This is a genomic window from Porphyromonas somerae (assembly GCF_022845615.1).
GTDB lineage: Bacteria > Bacteroidota > Bacteroidia > Bacteroidales > Porphyromonadaceae > Porphyromonas_A > Porphyromonas_A somerae.
In genome coordinates this window covers 2,276,239-2,293,329 of record NZ_AP025559.1, presented here as the reverse complement: position 1 = coordinate 2,293,329, position 17,091 = coordinate 2,276,239, and the positions used below count along the sequence as shown (strand labels likewise).

Genomic DNA, 17,091 nt, shown 5'->3' with positions numbered 1-17,091 from the left:
GCTGTTTGTACTCAAGCTGTAAATAGGAGTGAAATCCTAACAATCTATATAGTATCCAACAGCGTGATTAGGTGTCCTTACTGCCCCCAATAGGTTCTATGACCTCGCTACGGTATTAAGGTTTCTCACCTAATCGACTAATGGCTATCTTTCTACAACAAAGATACGACATTAGTCTCGCTATTAGACTATTTTTACTGGCTATTTCATCTTTGATATACCCTTTATCTACGTATTTGAATTTAACTTTTTTTGTTTGATTTTGGCGGGCTCGATAAACTCGCCCGGGCTACCTGCAAACTTACAGCTACGACAAATCGGACCTCTCCGAGGTCCTTTACCATATCTACTTTGATGAATGTCACTTGCTAAGACCTTTTCTAATGCGCAACCCTTGGTGGTGGGGGGGACTATTGATTGCCAACGGAGAATTGGGTATCTTTGGGCAGTTTTATCTGCTAAAAGCTCAAATAGATGATTATAAAGCGTATATTGTACACACTGTACACGATTCTTGTGGTGCTGCCACTCTTTTTGGTTCTGACGATTCTCACCGCTATAATTGCGGCTTTGGGAAGTATCCTTGGTGGCGAGCGTGTCTTTGGCTACTGGCCTGGTAAGATATGGAGTATCGTGACGCTGGCACTGCTTTTGATCCCTGTAAAGGTGAGGGGGCGTGAGTACTTGCCCAAGAGTCGCCCCTCAGTGGTGACGCCCAATCACACCAGTGCAATGGATATCTTTCTACTCTACGGATATGCTGGTGTGCGTTTTAAGTGGGTATTGAAGGGGTCGCTTCGCAAGCTCCCTTTTGTGGGTTGGGCGTGTGAGAAGCTTGGCTTTATCTTTGTGGAGAATACCCCATCTGGTGCTATTCGTGTGGTGAAGGATTGCGAGAAGGCGATTGCCAATGGGTATCATATCTTTATGTTCCCAGAGGGGAGCCGTACCCTTACTGGGCATTTGGATAAGCTGCGTAAGGGGGCTTTTAGGGTGGCTACTGAGATGGGTGCCCCTATCGTGCCTGCCAAAATCTCGGGTGGGTATGAGATCCTTAAGCGTGGTACCTATCTCCCCAAGTGGGGTCGGCTGGAGCTGCAGTTTTTCCCTGCCCTTGAGACAACCGAAGGGGCTACGATTGAGGAGCTGATGCAGAAGGTAAAGGAGTGCATCGAGTAAGAGACGTCCAAAAGGGTTTATACATAAGAAATAGACCGGTAGGACCTCGGCAGAGGTCCCTCTTAAATAGGCACAGGTCGGAGGGGCGTTAGCCCCGAACGACCTGTGTACAAGGAGCATATTCACCCACCTACATGACCCCGGCCGAGGGGTCAGACCTAGATGAGGTTGTCCGACCCCTCAACCGGGGTCGAAAATGTGTTTTGTCCCTCTTTATACACAGGTCTTCGGCACTACGTGCCTTGACCTGTGCCTATTTAACACGGACCTCTGCCGAGGTCCTTTTCCCATAGACGCTCTAATGAATTCCACATGGTAAGACCTTCCTAATGATACCCCCTATGAGAGCTCTTAACTTATCTATTAATTTTTCTTGCTTGTTTTCTTTTCTATACCAATCTAAATGGGTATCTTTAGAGGTGTAAACCTTTAAATATTTACTATATGGTACAAGAAAAGAAATCTGTAGGTGCTTTCCCTTGGGTCTTGATGATCTTGATGTCGTCGGTTACCTTTGTGGGAATTCTGTCGGAGCTACTCCCTTCTGGAGTGTTGCAGCAGATTATGGGCGATTTGGGAATTAATGAGGTGGAGGGTGGCCGAATGGTGGGCTGGTATGCCTTGGCGTCGGCTATCTTCGGTATTCCGCTTATATCTGCCACGGTGGGCTTTAATCGCAAGAATTTACTATTACTTTTGCTGGTGGGCTTCGCAGTATGCAATATACTCTCTGGGGTTATTCATAACTACTACGTTATATTAGGCCTTCGTTTCCTCGGCGGAATCTGTGCCGGTGTGATGTGGCCGATGATTGCAGCCTTTGGGATGCGACTGGTGGAGCCAGGGCACCAAGGTAAGGCTGTGGCGGTCATTATGGCGGGTAATACGCTAGGAATTAGCCTAGGGATGCCATTGATGACTTCTATTGGCGACCGCTTTGGTTGGCGTATTGAGTTTATCGTCTTGGGGGCATTGGTAGCTTTGATTGCTCTGCTATCGCTTGTGATACTACCTTCGACGCCTGGTGAGAAGCTCACCTCGAGCACTTCGCCTTTTGCGATGCTGAAGAATAAGTCTATCTTGCTCATTATACTCCTCACGCTACTTGGAGTTTGTGGGCATTATGGGGTCTACACCTATATTACCCAGTTGGTAGCCGAGATCGGTATTAGTGGCGGGGTAGAGGTGGCCTTGCTGGTCTTTGGAATTGGGTCGCTCATCTCTATTGTGATTGCGACGAAGTATATTGATCATTACCTGAGGGAGCTGACGGTGCTGATGTTTGCGTTCCTGGCCGTGGCGATGTTGCTCTTTTACTTCTTTAAGGGGACGGTTGGTATTTCGCACCTTGCCTTCTTCATGTGGGGGCTTTCCTTTGGTCCACTTGTGACGCTTTTCCAGGCGGCTGTGGGCAATCAGGTGGAGCATGGTAAGGATGTGGCGATGTCGGTGCAGTCTTGTATGTTTAATCTCTCGATTATGATCACTACAGCTATTGCTGGCACGCTATTGCTCAGCTATGGGGCGTTGAGCTTGCTCTGGTACGCTGTGATAATGGCGGTACCTGGGATACTCATCTCTTTCTTCGCAAAGCACACTCTGCGACCTATCGGATAAGCCTGTGGTTTTAACTAACAAAAATGCTACCTTCAACAGCTGAGGGTAGCTTTTTTCATTGCTCTTTATTGAACTCTTCCCAGTCCAAATTGTCTGACCTCCCACAAAGGGAGGTCGTAGAGGTGGGTGGAAGATTGCCGTATTCCCCTGAGTCGGAGGGGGCGTATGCCCCGAACGACTCGGAGGTTACGAAGCCATCCCCTCCTTACCCTACGACCCCTTGTGGTTCGGACAAATCCATACCATAGATGAGGCTGTAGTTTGCCGTCGTGTGACATTCTTATCAAACTAAAAAAGCTACCCTCAACACTTGAGGGTAGCTTTTTAATTGATCTATTGTGGAGGGCCTTACATCTTGAAGGGTACCTCGTACTCAGTAGGCTTTTTCTTGAATAGGAATTCGCCCTTTCGTACAGAAGCGAGTACGCCTACACGGCGGCGGATGCAATCCCAAGCGCTATCGCCATCCAGCACGATGAAGTTGGCATCGCGGCCTACCTCTATACCGTATTGGTCGTGGATATTCAAGCACTTAGCACCATTGTAGGTGATCATATCAAAGGCAGTCTCTACCTCCTTAGGGCTAGCGTACTGTGATAGGTGGATAGCATTGTCAAGGATGTTCATCATATTACCACTACCAAGTGGATACCAAGGGTCATTGATAGAGTCTTGGGCCAATGCAATGTTGATGCCCATCTCCATAAACTCCTTGATACGAGTAAGGCCACGGCGTTTTGGATAGGTGTCTTGCCTACCCTGTAGATACGCATTCTCGGTAGGGCAGGAGATGAAGTTCATCTTGCTACGCTTAAACATATCAAACATCCTATAAGCGTAGGAGTTATCGGCCGAACCAAAGGAGCAGGTGTGGCTAGCGGTGGTCTTCTCACCATAATCCTCAAGGTAGACAAGGGCGTTGAGAATCTCCACAAAGCGTGCCATGACGTCGTCGGTCTCATCGCAGTGTACGTCGATGAGTACATTATACTTCATGGCTAGCTCTACAATGTCGTGGATAGACTTCTCGCCAAACTCGCGTGCTGGCTCGTAGTGAGGAATGCCACCGATCACATCGGCACCCATCTTTAGAGCCTCCTCTACTAGCTCCTTGCCACCTTTGTAGGTGTACATGCCATTTTGAGGGAAGGCTACTACTTGGATGTCAACAATGTCTTTCATCTCCTCCTTGAGCTCCATGATGGCTTTGAACCCGGTGAACTTAGGGTCTGTAACGTCGGTCTGTGCTCTGATAAATTGCACTCCTTGTGATACCTCGTCTTCAATACCCTTACGAGCTAGTCGCTTTACGCCATCAATGGTCATGGTGGCTTTGTACTTTGGCCAGTTTTCTATCGCCTCGAAGAGTGTGCCCGAAGCTGCTCCCAGCCCCTCCATCTCGGAGACAGTGTAGACGTAGTCTAGGTGAAGGTGTGGATCTACATAGGGTGGCAATACAAACTTGCCATTGAGGTCTATCTCCTCATCGCACTTGGGAAGGTTGGTACCGATCTGAGTGATCTTACCGTTCTCCACGATGATCTCACTTGCAGAACTATTCCGATAGATTTTCGCGTTAAAGAATTTCTTTTTCATAAGCATACGTCTTAATGGGTTACTAATTACCTATTCTCAAATATACCCATTTTATTTGGAAGTATATTACATTTTAGCATAGTTTGTGAATGTTGCACGAAGTGCTATTCTCGCACATTTACTAAAATGTGCTGAGACTTTGCACGAAGGATGAGATGCAAGGCGCTGAGGATGAGGGCGAAGGGAGCGTACTCGCGTACGTGACCTAGCCCGAATTCCGAAAGCAACGAAGCAGATCGCTTTCGTGCAACTGTCTCGTTTGTGATTAGATGTGGTTGCAAAAAAAAGGCGGTACCACACGAGGTGATACCGCCTTTGTCATATAATTAGCTTATTAATTAGTAAAGGATTGGGCGAATCTCTACGCGACGTCCCTTTGGATACTTACTCTTGGTATCCTTCATGGAGTCGATGCCAGAGGGGATTACCTCTAGTCGATCGCGTGCAATTCCTTTGCTAGTGATATAGTCTGCCACTGCATTTACTCTACGGCCAGAGAGCTTATTATTGTAGCTCATCTTGCCCTCTGGAGAGGCGTATCCACGAAGGGATACCCTGAGGTCGTTTTCCTTCATCCACTCCACTACGTTGTCAAGTGTCTTGATGGCCTCGCTATCTAGCTTGCTACTATCAAAACCGAAGTATGCAACGCTCATGTAGAGGTCTATCTCCTTATTATTGAGACCACCCTTGAGGGCAATGGCCTCATCTGGAGTGACTGGCTCACGACGCCCTGCTAGCTGATTAGCTGGCACAGTATCGGTCTTTTGGATAGCACCTTGTGGTAGCATATTACCGCCAAGCAGGTGATTGATCACCTCTGGGCTAAGGTCGCCACGGGTAAGGAGAAGCGCATAGAGTAGGCGCTCCATTTGGTCGAGACGACGCTCCAGTGGCTCATTGAAGGTGCGTGCTAGTGCTTGGTCCAAGGCACGACGCTTGAGCGTCTCTACCTTGAAAGCACGTACCACGGAGTCGCGGTAGGCAGCCTCTACATAGGGCTTGCGAGCCTCTAGTATCAGCTTGGTGATGAGCTCCTCTGCCTGATCTTGAGTGATTGGCAAGAGAGCATCATCGGGTATCGAATCGTATCCCTCAGTGGACCTGATCATGTCCCACACCTGCTGATCTACCGAGTGTGTGTCGGTAGTGCGAGGTGCATTCTCAATGATGGTCACAGTGTCGCCACTCTGTGTCACCTGCTGGGTGAGTACTACGTCCTGGGCATTGGCGTGTAGACCAATGCCTAGGAGTAGAGTAGCTACTGCTGAGGAGATTAAATTACTCTTTCTCATCATTCGTTTTCCTAATGGTGATTGATTAGAATACGAAACGATAACCTACAGCAATCTGATTATTCTTGAATAGACCTCTTGCAGTGTAGTCGGCAAATAGCTCGCCAGACTTATTCAGCTTGAAGTTGGCACCAGCGATGAAGTTTGGACCAAACTTAAGGCCAACACCGTGGCTGTAAAGACCAAGACCAAGACCTGCGTAAGGATCTACTACAGAGTCGGCGATCTTAAAGTTGTAGATTACATTGGCGCTGAGGTCGAAACCACCCTTCTTGCCAAAGCCAGCCATCAGCTCAGGTACGAAGTCAAGGTCGGTATCAGAGATCTGCATGTAACCACGCATACCTACCATCCATTGAGTTCCCTCACCAAAGTTGGCACCAGTGAGCACTGCAAGGCGGTTAAGCTTAAGGAAGTTGTTCTTAGCGTGAGTAGTAGTAGCTGTAGTAGTGGTGGTAGCACCGTTAACTACAGTAGTTGGAGTCGTTACAAGTGGGTCAACTCTCTGTACAGGTACTACGTTGGTCTGTGCAGTAGTCTTGCCCTCTAGGCGATCCATACGATCTACTAGGCGACGCATCTCATTAACCAATTGCTGGTTAGCTACAGGGTCGTTAGTAGCTACTACCTGTGCACCCTGTGGGTTTTGGCTGTTAAGTGCTGCTACGATGATATCCATCTCAGAGTCAGAGAACTTAGCTGCACGAGCACTCTCCTCGCTGCGGATCTTGTAGAGGATACGATCTACCATCTCCTCAAACTGCTGCTTAGTCATCATCTCGCCACCACGTACTCTCTCTCTTTGGAAGATGGTGTGACGGCCGCTTTGCTTTTGAGCCTCGCTGCGGGTATCATTTACACGGTCGTTAAGGCTCTCTTCGTTGCCATTGATGTTGATCATTGGCTCATAAGCTGAGCGACCAAGGTTGATGCGCACACCTGCATTGTACATAAGGCTAGTGTAGATGTCACCTACCTCTACGTTCTTGAGTTTAGATGCCTCGTTGTTAGAAAGAAGGGCATTAACATTACCAAAGAGGGCTACGTACTTAGAGAATGGAATCTCTACGCCTGCACCACCCATTAGGAATAGGTTGTGAACATCAAAGCGCTCTTCTGGATCAGTGTTTGAGGTTGGTCTATCTGGATCAGTTGGGATCAAGCCCTTATCATCTAGGTAACCAGCACCAAGGGTAAGGTAAGGTACGATACCACGTGGTTGATTGAGGCGGAATAGCAAGTTAGCACCATACATCTTCAGATCCTTATTGAACTTGAAGCTAGGCTTATCTGGCTGCTCTGTAGCTTGGTAGTAGAAAGCTCTCAAGCCAATCAGTGAAGAGAAGTCAAGACCTGCAGAACCTCCGATAAAGAATTGGTCTGCACGGTTGAGCTTATCGTGGAAGTCAGCATACATAATACCTGGCTCAAGGACAAACTTCACGCCGCGGAAGCCATCCTCAAAGAGGTTGCTGTATTGGCGGCTAGCATCGCTGTAACCACTCATACCACCAAGGGTGATATCAAGAGAAGCGATAGCTGACCAGTTGCCCCAACGCTTTGCCTTATCATCAACGTTTGGATTGAGTAGATAGTCTACCTTATCAAGGTTGAACTGAGTGTTGCGACCCTCTAGTGAAAGTGCGATACGCTCAGAAAGATTGAAGCGTACACCAGCACCAGCACTTAGATAGATCTGCTTTTCAGTCTCCTTAGCATCCTCTACAACCCCATTCTTTGTGTCAAATGGGTTGTAGTTAAGCATTTGCACACCACCACCTACAGTAAGGTATGGAGCGATGCTATAGTTGCTACTTAGGATATTGAACTTCAGCTCACCACCTAGGCGAGTGATGTCAAACTGCATTCCATCAAGCTTATTGAGAGCATCCTCGTTAAGGATGTTCCAATTCTTGTCTTTAAGCGTATTCTTGAGGTTAACAGACTTCTCAAAGGTTCCTCTCAACTCTACATAAGGGCCAAAGCCAACGCCGAGGCGAAGTCCATAGAAAGGAGAGTTCTTAAGTGCAATGTTTTGATTCCACCAGTTGTATGATACGTTTGGTGAAAGTGTGAAGTTTACGCCATCTACCTGTGCATTGGCACTTGGTAGAAAGCCTAGACCCATTAGCCCTGCGGCTACTAGTCCAAATAATCTTTTCATTCTCATATTTCTATTTGTTGTGGAAAAAATATTATATAATCCTATTACCGAGCAAAGATACACAAAACTTACTTAATATCTATATAATATGGCACATTGCCCTACTGTTGTGCCTAATGATACACTAAAGAGGATCAACATCGTAGTAGCAATTCATCTTAGGCCCTCTATATTCTTGGAGAAGCGGGTCAATGAGCTGATGAATCGCTTCACGAAGCTGTAGGGAGGAGAGCTGTAGAGGTGCCAGCAGGGTCACCTTGTAGCCGATGGCGGTTGCCTTTTTATGTACTGGCATAGGTGCTGGACCTAGGGTAGTAGCATCGGGCAGTCTATTCTGAAGAATGGTCGCTGCAGTAGTGGCGAGTTGGTAGGCTTGGCTTTGTGCCGCACTCTCAAAGTAGATATCAATATGGCGGGAGAATGGGGGAAGCTGTATGCTGTGTCGCTCCTCCAGCTCAAAGTCGAGCATCTGCTGATAGTCGTTTTGCTCAAAGGCGGTGAGGGCATTGGGTGCTGTGGCAAAGTGCTGTACCACCATTCGCTTGAGCATAGGAGCTTCATTGCGGCTCTGCATCAGGTAGCGAAAGGTGAGCTCATTGGCACGGTAGTCAGAGAGCGCATAGAGGAGGTCCAGCTGCACCCACCCGATGGTAGTTGCTTTGCTCAGGTATTCCTGAGGGGGCTGGTAACTCGATGAAAGAATCACCGAAGGTAGCTTCGACCTCCGATCCACCTCCTCCGCCATCTTGATCGCCACTCCAGGGAATAGCTCTTCCATGGCACGGCGAAGTCGCTCTATCCCAGTGCCGACTAACTGCATTCCTCCAGCCCCGCACTCCGGACAGTGACTTGGCAATGGTTGGAAAAAGCCACAGAGACCACACACCAGCATACGCGATTGCTCCATATACCGTAGCGTCGTATGGCAATGCGGGCACTTGGGCGAGGCTTGGCACTTCGGGCAAGTAGCACTTCGGGCAAAACCCTTACGCTGATAGAGGAGAAGAGCAAGCCCCCCCTCATCTATCGCCTCTCGGATAGCCCCGATCATCTGAAAGGAGAGCATCCGCCCTTGCACACTATTATCCTCAAACGCCTTTGGCATCCAGACTGTCTGTAGTCGCACCTCGGGCGGAGTGTGCGAGGAGGTCACAAAGCTATACTTCTGCTGTAGTGCCAGTGTGTAGCTCTCTACCGAGGGGGTGGCACTCACTAGGAGAGTCTCTACCTTGGCAAAGTGAGCCAGCATCAATGCCACGTGCGTAGCGGTAAAGCGGGGTGCCGGCTCATACTGTCGGTAGCCCCTATCCTCCTCATCAACCACAGCCACCAACCCGAGCGAAGCAAAAGGAAGCCAAACGGCCGCCCTCAATCCTATGTAAAGGCCACCCTCCCCAGAGAGGGCAGAGAACCACGTGGTGCGTCGCTCCTTCTCCGTCGCGGTAGAGAAATAGCGGTAGAGCTGCACTCCAAATTGCTTTTGTAGCTCAGGGAGCAACTGCTTTAGTATCTCTATATTAGGTAGCAGGAGGAGCACCTGCTTCCCCTTTGCCACCTCTTGGAGAAGGTAGTCGTAGGGAATACGCTCCTCAATTCGGCTATTAGGGCAATGGACAAGTGCGATGCGTGAGCTGCCGATAGAGATCAACTTAGAGAGCGGGTCGCCCACTTTGTGGATAGGGAGAGTCACCCCCTTATTGAGGGTACTAGCCAAGACCTCGCACTCCTCTACCGCCCCCACTTTACGTAGCTTATTGATGGTGTAGCTAGAGGTCTCCAACCACTCAGCAAGGTCTTGCAGACTCATCGGAGGCTTATCGCCCTTTTGGTAGCTGGTGAGTATCTTTTGGAGTGCCTTCTCAGCGGCCGTGCCACTCTTCAATTGTCCCTCTAGGTAGCCCCTGAAGTGGGCATCGCTCATCAGTCGCTCCGAGGGGAGCCACCCCCTCAGCATAAGCGTTGCCTTCCTAGGCTCCTCTCCCTGCGTGCCATCGGGTCGGAAACTTTGGTGAATAGCAGCCGTCAGCACCTCTCCCAAGCTACACATATAATAATTGGCCACCCACTGCCAAAGCTCTATGATATAGGGCGGAATGGGCGGATAGGGGAGTAGTTGCAATACCGGCTTCAGCCGATGCTGCCCCTCAGGTGCGGTATGTTGCTGTGCCATTACTAAGCCAGTGTAGCACTTCTTGGTGCCAAAAGGTACAGTCACCAACCGCCCCACCAGTTGTGGCTCCTCTAGGCTGTCCGCTTCGTATACGTAAGTGAAAATAGGTTGCTTGAGAGGGAGGGGAACTAGTATGCTAAGGTAGAGAGGGTACTGCATAGACCTACATTAGCGAGGTGCCTTGAGGTAGAGACCGAGGGCAATAGGAGTGTAAATAAGATTGGGAAGCCACGCTGCCATCAGTGGTGTGAGCTCTCCACTCACCGCATAGGCAGAGGAAATGGTAAAGAGTAGAATATAGACAAAAGTGAGTGCCAAGCCGATAGCCATGTTGACCCCCAGCCCTCCCTTTACCTTACGTGCCGAAAGGGAAACCCCAATAAGAGTAAGAATAAAGGCGGCAAGAATCGAGGCATATCGCCGGTGATACTCCACTTGAAAACTCTGGATATTGCCCACCCCACGCTTCTTTTGTTGCTCTATGTAGTGGCTCAGTTCGGCATTAGTGAGCTGCTCGCCATCCTCTCTAGAGATCAGAAGGTCTGCTGGGGTGAGGATCAAGAGGGTATCCAGTTGGTCGCCGTACTCATTGTGCTCCTTGAGCCCATCAAAAGTGCGGATATGGTAGTCGTAGACCGTCCAATGGTAGAGGCTATCACTGTGATAGGCAATCCGCTGGGCGGTGAGCTGACTAGTGAGCGTATTCTCCTCAAACTTCTGTAGTGAGAAGTTGTAGCCCATATTTTCTCTCGCATCAAAGGTGCTGAAGTAGACCACCTCACCCGGTGCCACTGCCGCTTGGATGTTTTGGTCCATCTCCACCTTTTTGTTTTTGACCCACGTGTTGGTAAAGTCGATGCGAATCACATTGAGGTTGGGGATAATCCATGCACTAAATATAAAGGAGACCACCGCAATAATCGCTGCCGATATGAAGTAAGGGCGGAGGATACGATTGAAGCTCATCCCCGCCGCCTGCATCGCAATGATTTCGGAGCGTGCTGCCAGCTTACTCGTAAAGAATACCACCGTGATAAAGATGAATAGCGGTGAGAGGAGCAACGCATAGTAGGGGATAAAGGCGATGTAGTACCACACAATATCCATAAAGGGTAGGGCAGGATTGAGGAACTCCTCCATCTTCTCCTGAATATCGATCACCACAATGATGATGAGTATTAGCATCAGTGCAAAGAGGAAGGTACCAAGGAAGCGACTAATGATGTATCGGTCGATTCGTTTCACCCCCAAACGCTCCAATAGATGTCTACCCTTTTGCTTCATCGTCAATGGATTGGATTATCGTCTTTGCTGTAGTTCGGGGAGTACACTCGCCTTCCACTGAGGGTAGTCGCCCTCAATGATATGCTTGCGTGCTTGCCTCACTAGGTCGAGGTAAAAAGCAAGGTTATGGATACTTGCAATCTGAAGCCCCAGTAGCTCATCCGACTTAATCAGATGGCGTACATACGCCTTGCTATAGGTATGGTCTACATAGCTCGTCCCCTCAGGGTCGAGTGGTGAGTAGTCGTCTTTCCACTTCTCATTACGCATATTCATAGTGCCACGCCAAGTAAATAGCTGACCATTACGCCCATTACGGGTAGGCATGATGCAGTCAAACATATCCACCCCACGCTCTATCCCCTCAAGGATATTGGCGGGCGTTCCCACCCCCATCAGGTATCTAGGGCGGTCCTTAGGGAGTACCTCATTCACCACCTCTATCATCTCGTACATCACCTCCGTAGGCTCCCCCACGCTGAGACCACCAATGGCGTTGCCATCAGCCCCTAGTTCCGCCACACGCTCTGCCGACTCCCTTCGGAGGTCGCTAAAGCCAGCCCCTTGTACAATGGGGAAAAGGCTCTGAGGGTAGCCGTAAAGCGGTTCGGTCTCAGATAATCGTTTATGGCATCGCTCTAGCCAACGCAATGTGAGGTCGAGCGACTGCCGAGCATACCGCCAATCGCAGTCACCAGGAGGGCACTCATCAAAAGCCATGATGATATCAGCACCAATCTCCCTCTGGATATCCATCACCCGCTCAGGGGTGAAGAGATGACGTGAACCATCAATATGGCTCTGAAATTGCACCCCCTCCTCAGTGATCTTTCGGCTATCGGCAAGTGAAAAGACCTGAAACCCGCCACTATCGGTGAGCATCGGTCCCTCCCAACTATTAAACTTCTGAATACCCCCCGCACCGCGGATAATCTCTGTGCCAGGGCGAAGGTACAGATGGTAGGTATTCCCGAGGATAATCTCCGCTTGGATATCCTTCTGTAGCTCCCACGCATGTACCGCCTTCACACTCCCCACCGTGCCAACCGGCATAAATATAGGCGTATGCACCTCGCCATGTGGCGTGTGCAACACTCCCGCTCGTGCCGACGAGCCTTTATCGCTATGTACTATCTCAAATTTCATACAGCTACAAAGATACTATAAATTGAGAGACTGTTGCACTCTAGGGGACCATATACCCAGGGGGTACGCATTAGAAAGAGTCTTACCATGAATGACCTCCTCGCGGAAGTCTTTACACATAGATGCCTAATAACCATACGGCAAGAACTTTCTAATGTGTAACCCCTGCTATTCCATATAAATTATGGTGTCCGATGCTCCGAAAGTGAGGGTGTCAAGTGGTGTTTTTATGGCCTTCGTAACCCATTGATAATCAGTGGTGCCAACATGGCGAAAATTGAGTTGCAACTAAGCAATCGCTTAGTTGCAACTCGTCATTTGCTTAGTTGCATCTCGCCGATCGCTTAGTTGCAACTAAACTTTTGTCCTACTAGCCCAACGATTTATATGTGGTAAATGAAGCCTCAGAAATTGCTCTGTTACCACAGTAATTGGAGTTTTTTTCGGACAAGTCGGACGAGTCAGACAAGTCGGACAGATCAGACAGGATTGGGAAGCACCCGCGAGGGTGCTTTTTAGGAGGCTGTTGCACGGAGTGGCATTCTCTTTATCTATTGGTTGTCCGACCTGTCTGACTCGTCTGACCTGTCCGACTTGTCCGATAAAGGTACCACACCCCCCCACACACCAGTCACAAAAAAAGCGGGCGCCTAGGGTTATCCCCTAAGCGTCCGCAATACTATTTCCTCAGTCGGATTAGTCTTGGTTGAGATTGAAGCGCTTAAAGTCAGTTACAGTAAGTGACTTAGAAGCCTCATGAAGCGTCTCCTCTACCGACTTCTTGCTCTCAGAGAATACAAACTCCTGCTTTAGGAGGGTGTTCTCCTTGTAGAACTTTGATAGAGAGCCCTGAGCGATACGCTCCAGAAGGTTCTCAGGCTTACCAGCCTGGCGTGCCTTGTCCATAGCGATCTCCAGCTCCTGTTGCTTGATGCTCTCAGGTACCCCAGCCTCGTCTACTGCGATTGGGTTCATAGATGCTGCCTGCATAGCAATCTCCTTTGCTAGCTCGCCATCAAGGTTCTCATTGAAGCCCACGATCACACCTAGCTTATTACCAGCGTGTACATAAGCTGCTACTGCAGGGGCAGAGATTTGCTCGTAAGCACCTAGCTCCATCTTCTCACCAGTTACGCCAGAGCGCTCGGTGATCAGAGCCTCGATGGTACGACCATCTATCTCAAGAGCTAGAAGAGCCTCAAGGTTAGCAGGCTTCTCAGCCACAGCCTTATTGAGGATGCTTTGAGTCAAAGCTACGAAGTCCTCATTCTTAGCCACAAAGTCGGTCTCACACTTTAGAGCCACAAGGGTAGCCACGCCACCCTCAGTGTGGGTAAGTACACAGCCCTCAGCTGCCTCGCGGTCCGAGCGCTTTGCTGCAATCGCCTGACCCTTCTTACGTAGGATCTCGATCGCCTTATCGTGGTCGCCACCAGCCTCTTCAAGAGCCTTCTTTACGTCCATCATACCAGCACCAGTGAGGTCACGAAGGTGCTTGATGTCTTGCATCGTTACTGCCATAATATTCTTTCTTTATCGTAATAAATTAATTCTTAGTCTCAAAAAAAGCACCTCCTAGCCCTAGGAGTATTGATTGCTCTACGGGGCATGGAGGTGCTGCTCTATTGTCCAAAGTCCTTGGGCTGTCGTCTAATGCTTGGTCTTAGTCTCCAATCACCTTACTCAGCATCCTCATCGGACTCCTTATTGGCAAACTTCTCAGCTAGGCGTGCGTTCATAGCGTCGTTATCCTCACGCTTGATACGCTCACGGCGTACACCTCTGCCACCACGGCGGCGTCCAGTGCTCTCCTCGCCTTCTGCCTCAGCCTGCTGTGCTGCAGCCTTCTCATCGGCCTTAGCAATCTTGCGCTCCATAGCACCCTCCTTGATCGCCTCTGCCATAGCACCTACGATCACCTCGATAGAAGTGGTAGCATCGTCATTAGCAGGGATCACATAGTCGATGTTTTTAGGATTGGCATTGGTATCGCAGATAGCAAAGATTGGAATCCCTAGGCGAAGTGCCTCGCGGATCGCGATGTGCTCCTTGCATACATCCACTACAAATAGTGCCCCAGGGATACTCTTCATATCCTTGATAGAGCCAAAGTTTCTCTCCAACTTCTCACGCTGACGAGTGATCTGTAGCTTCTCACGCTTTGAGAGGTTCTCAAAAGTGCCATTGCTGATCATGGTATCGATGTTGTCCATCTTACTTACCGTCTTGCGGATGGTAGGGAAGTTGGTGAGCATACCACCTGGCCAGCGCTCAGTTACATAAGGCATACCGCACTCCTGAGCCTTCTCTGCTAGCACCTCTTGTGCCTGCTTCTTGGTTCCTACAAAGAGGATGGTCTTACCTTGCTGTGCCATCTTCTTAAGAGCCTCAGCGGCCTCATCTACTTTCACTACAGTCTTGTGAAGGTCTACAATGTGGATGCCATTACGCTCCATAAAGATATAAGGAGCCATCGCTGGGTTCCACCTACGGGTGAGGTGACCGAAGTGCGAGCCAGCTTCTAGCAGCTGGTCAAAATTTACTCTTGTTGACATAGTGTCTATTCTCTAAATCGTTTACATTCTTCAATCGTCTTGACCTCGAGCAGGGTGAGTAGGGTAGACCGTGCGGCCCGCCATCTCCCGAGCTTAGATACTAAACGAAATACTCTCTTCTCTAATAATGTGCCGAAAGGTAGCCCTCTGAAAGCATTAACGCTTAGAGAACTGGAACTTACGACGAGCACCTGGCTGACCTGGCTTCTTACGCTCTACTGCACGTGGGTCACGGGTCATGAAGCCCTCTGCCTTGAGTGCAGCCTTGTCCTCAGGATTGATCTTTACAAGTGCACGAGCAATACCCAGACGAGCTGCCTCGCTCTGACCAGTGTAGCCACCGCCCTTGAGGTTGATCTTGATATCGTACTGACCCTCTACCCCTAGCTTAGCTAGTGGCTGACGCACTACAAATTGTAGTAGTGGGTTGGGGAAGTAAGACTCTATCTCCTTGTCATTGATCGTGATCTTGCCACTACCAGCACGTAGATAGACACGTGCTACAGCCGCTTTTCTTCTGCCTAAAGCATTGATAATTTCCATGTCTTAATCTTTCTACTTATCTGGTTTTGATTTCAATAGTACGAGGTTGTTGTGCCTCATGCTTGTGGTCTGGTCCCTCATATACATAGAGGTTGTTGAGGAGCTTCGCACCAAGGCGATTCTTAGGGAGCATACCCTTTACCACCTTGCGGTAAAGTGCCTCCCAGCCACGTACCTTCACCATACGCTCAGGCGACATCTCCTTCTGCCCACCTGGGTAGAGAGAGTAGCTAAGGTAGGTGCGCTCGGTCCACTTTGCACCAGTAAGTACTGCCTTCTCGGCATTGATAATGATCACATTGTCGCCACAGTCTACGTGAGGAGTGAAGCTAGCCTTGTGCTTGCCTCTCAAAATCTTAGCTACCTCACTAGCTAGGCGACCCATTGAATGCCCCGTGGCATCCACTACCACCCATTCCTTCTGCGCAGTTGCTTTGTTGGCAGAGATGGTCTTATAACTCAAAGTATCCACGTTATTTACTTTGTTTTCTTGTTTTACAATCAATCTAGAAGCTTGCAATGTGCATTGATAGTGGGCGTCTTGAGTGCTAATCATACCCTTATTACAAGGGTGGGTACCCGCTACCTTCTCACTGCAAATCATCTTCTCATTGATAATAATCGGCACGCAAAGATACCAATAAATTCCTTAGCCACAAATACTTTCCCTGGATAACTATTCCCCCTCTCTATGGTACCTCTATCGGACAGGTCGGACGAGTCAGACAGATCGGATAAGGTTGGGAAGCACCCGCGAGGGTGCCACTCAGCTAGCCCCGAGTCAAGGCTCACAGAGCCGAAGACTCGCGGGAAAGGTGGTGCGGTTTATCCTTCGACCCTTGTGGTCGCACTTGGATGGGTTGGTGCGACCACATGGGTCGTATATTATACTGTGTGCCATTTCCCCCGCTGGTCGTTCGGGGGCGTTTGCCCCTCCGACGCAGGGGCTATCTGAATGGCACCCTGTCGGGTGCTTCTTGGGGACCTCGGCAGAGGTCCGTGCTAAATTGGCACAGGTCAAGGCACGTAGTGCCGAAGGCCTGTGTATAGATAGGTGTAAAATACCCTTGCGACCCCGGCGGAGGGGTCGGACAACCTAATCAGGAACCCACATAGTTAAAAGGTGGCAAAGTAGCTGGAAACCTCTTCAGGAGTTTTCAGCACCGTAATCTTGTTTGTAGTGTTTTTCCTATCTTTTTTGGTTTGCCTACTACCATTAACTATTTTATAAATGCTATGAACTTCTTCTGACATTGATGCCTCATCGACCGATATGTTATTATACGAATCAATAATGCTACAGAGCTCATCCGAAAATGAGCGAGATATAAACTCTACTCCCGTTAAGTCAAGTAGATAGTCTTTGTCGCAATCAATGATTTCAGTTATTCGCTTGGCATTGTTTCGCGAGCGAATATCTGTACTTATCAATTCTGCTAATTTGATTATTTGTTTCATAAGTTGATGGATAAATGAACTCCCAATCCGTTCATCCCTATCGACATTTGGTATAAATACCTAATTTATTTTATCCATAGTCCG

General features: G+C 49.1%; 13 protein-coding genes. 2 read left to right on the top strand and 11 right to left on the bottom strand.

What is annotated here, in order from left to right; all coding sequences use genetic code 11:
- Positions 1–474 precede the first annotated feature (474 nt).
- Positions 475–1,179, top strand: coding sequence for a lysophospholipid acyltransferase family protein (locus tag MWL85_RS09750; protein WP_244400559.1), 705 nt, complete (start codon positions 475–477; stop codon positions 1,177–1,179).
- Positions 1,180–1,623: 444 nt separating this feature from the next.
- Positions 1,624–2,796: an MFS transporter gene (locus MWL85_RS09745; RefSeq protein WP_244400558.1), complete on the top strand. Its 1,173-nt coding sequence runs from the start codon at positions 1,624–1,626 to the stop codon at positions 2,794–2,796.
- Between the two features lie 348 nt (positions 2,797–3,144).
- On the opposite strand, the gene MWL85_RS09740 is transcribed toward MWL85_RS09745, so the two are convergent.
- From MWL85_RS09740 to MWL85_RS09690, 11 genes are all read right to left on the bottom strand, one after another.
- On the bottom strand, positions 3,145–4,392 hold the full coding sequence (locus MWL85_RS09740) for an amidohydrolase family protein (RefSeq protein ID WP_244400557.1): 1,248 nt from the start codon (positions 4,390–4,392) through the stop codon (positions 3,145–3,147).
- Positions 4,393–4,730: 338 nt separating this feature from the next.
- The gene (locus tag MWL85_RS09735; RefSeq protein WP_244400556.1) at positions 4,731–5,690 is read right to left on the bottom strand and encodes an OmpA family protein; all 960 of its coding nucleotides are present in this window, start codon (positions 5,688–5,690) and stop codon (positions 4,731–4,733) included.
- A 22-nt stretch (positions 5,691–5,712) separates the two neighbouring features.
- A complete protein-coding gene (locus MWL85_RS09730) occupies positions 5,713–7,857 on the bottom strand; it encodes an outer membrane beta-barrel protein (RefSeq protein ID WP_244400555.1) in 2,145 nt (714 codons plus the stop codon).
- Positions 7,858–7,975: 118 nt separating this feature from the next.
- Positions 7,976–10,180, bottom strand: a complete 2,205-nt coding sequence (locus tag MWL85_RS09725) for a primosomal protein N' family DNA-binding protein (RefSeq protein ID WP_244400554.1) — start codon at positions 10,178–10,180, stop codon at positions 7,976–7,978.
- Positions 10,181–10,189: 9 nt separating this feature from the next.
- Positions 10,190–11,305, bottom strand: coding sequence for an LptF/LptG family permease (locus MWL85_RS09720; RefSeq protein ID WP_244400553.1), 1,116 nt, complete (start codon positions 11,303–11,305; stop codon positions 10,190–10,192).
- Between the two features lie 15 nt (positions 11,306–11,320).
- Positions 11,321–12,451 (bottom strand): tRNA guanosine(34) transglycosylase Tgt, encoded by a 1,131-nt coding sequence (gene tgt / locus MWL85_RS09715; protein ID WP_018029223.1) that lies wholly within the window; start codon positions 12,449–12,451, stop codon positions 11,321–11,323.
- 696 nt (positions 12,452–13,147) lie between these two features.
- Positions 13,148–13,972: a translation elongation factor Ts gene (gene tsf / locus MWL85_RS09710; RefSeq protein ID WP_018029213.1), complete on the bottom strand. Its 825-nt coding sequence runs from the start codon at positions 13,970–13,972 to the stop codon at positions 13,148–13,150.
- A 158-nt stretch (positions 13,973–14,130) separates the two neighbouring features.
- Positions 14,131–15,006 (bottom strand): 30S ribosomal protein S2, encoded by an 876-nt coding sequence (gene rpsB / locus MWL85_RS09705; protein WP_018029212.1) that lies wholly within the window; start codon positions 15,004–15,006, stop codon positions 14,131–14,133.
- 156 nt (positions 15,007–15,162) lie between these two features.
- Complete coding sequence (rpsI, locus tag MWL85_RS09700; RefSeq protein ID WP_018029211.1) at positions 15,163–15,549, bottom strand: 30S ribosomal protein S9; 387 nt, start codon at positions 15,547–15,549, stop codon at positions 15,163–15,165.
- 16 nt (positions 15,550–15,565) lie between these two features.
- Complete coding sequence (gene rplM / locus MWL85_RS09695) at positions 15,566–16,021, bottom strand: 50S ribosomal protein L13 (RefSeq protein WP_021903060.1); 456 nt, start codon at positions 16,019–16,021, stop codon at positions 15,566–15,568.
- Positions 16,022–16,665: 644 nt separating this feature from the next.
- Positions 16,666–17,007: a hypothetical protein gene (locus tag MWL85_RS09690; RefSeq protein ID WP_244400552.1), complete on the bottom strand. Its 342-nt coding sequence runs from the start codon at positions 17,005–17,007 to the stop codon at positions 16,666–16,668.
- Positions 17,008–17,091 lie beyond the last annotated feature (84 nt).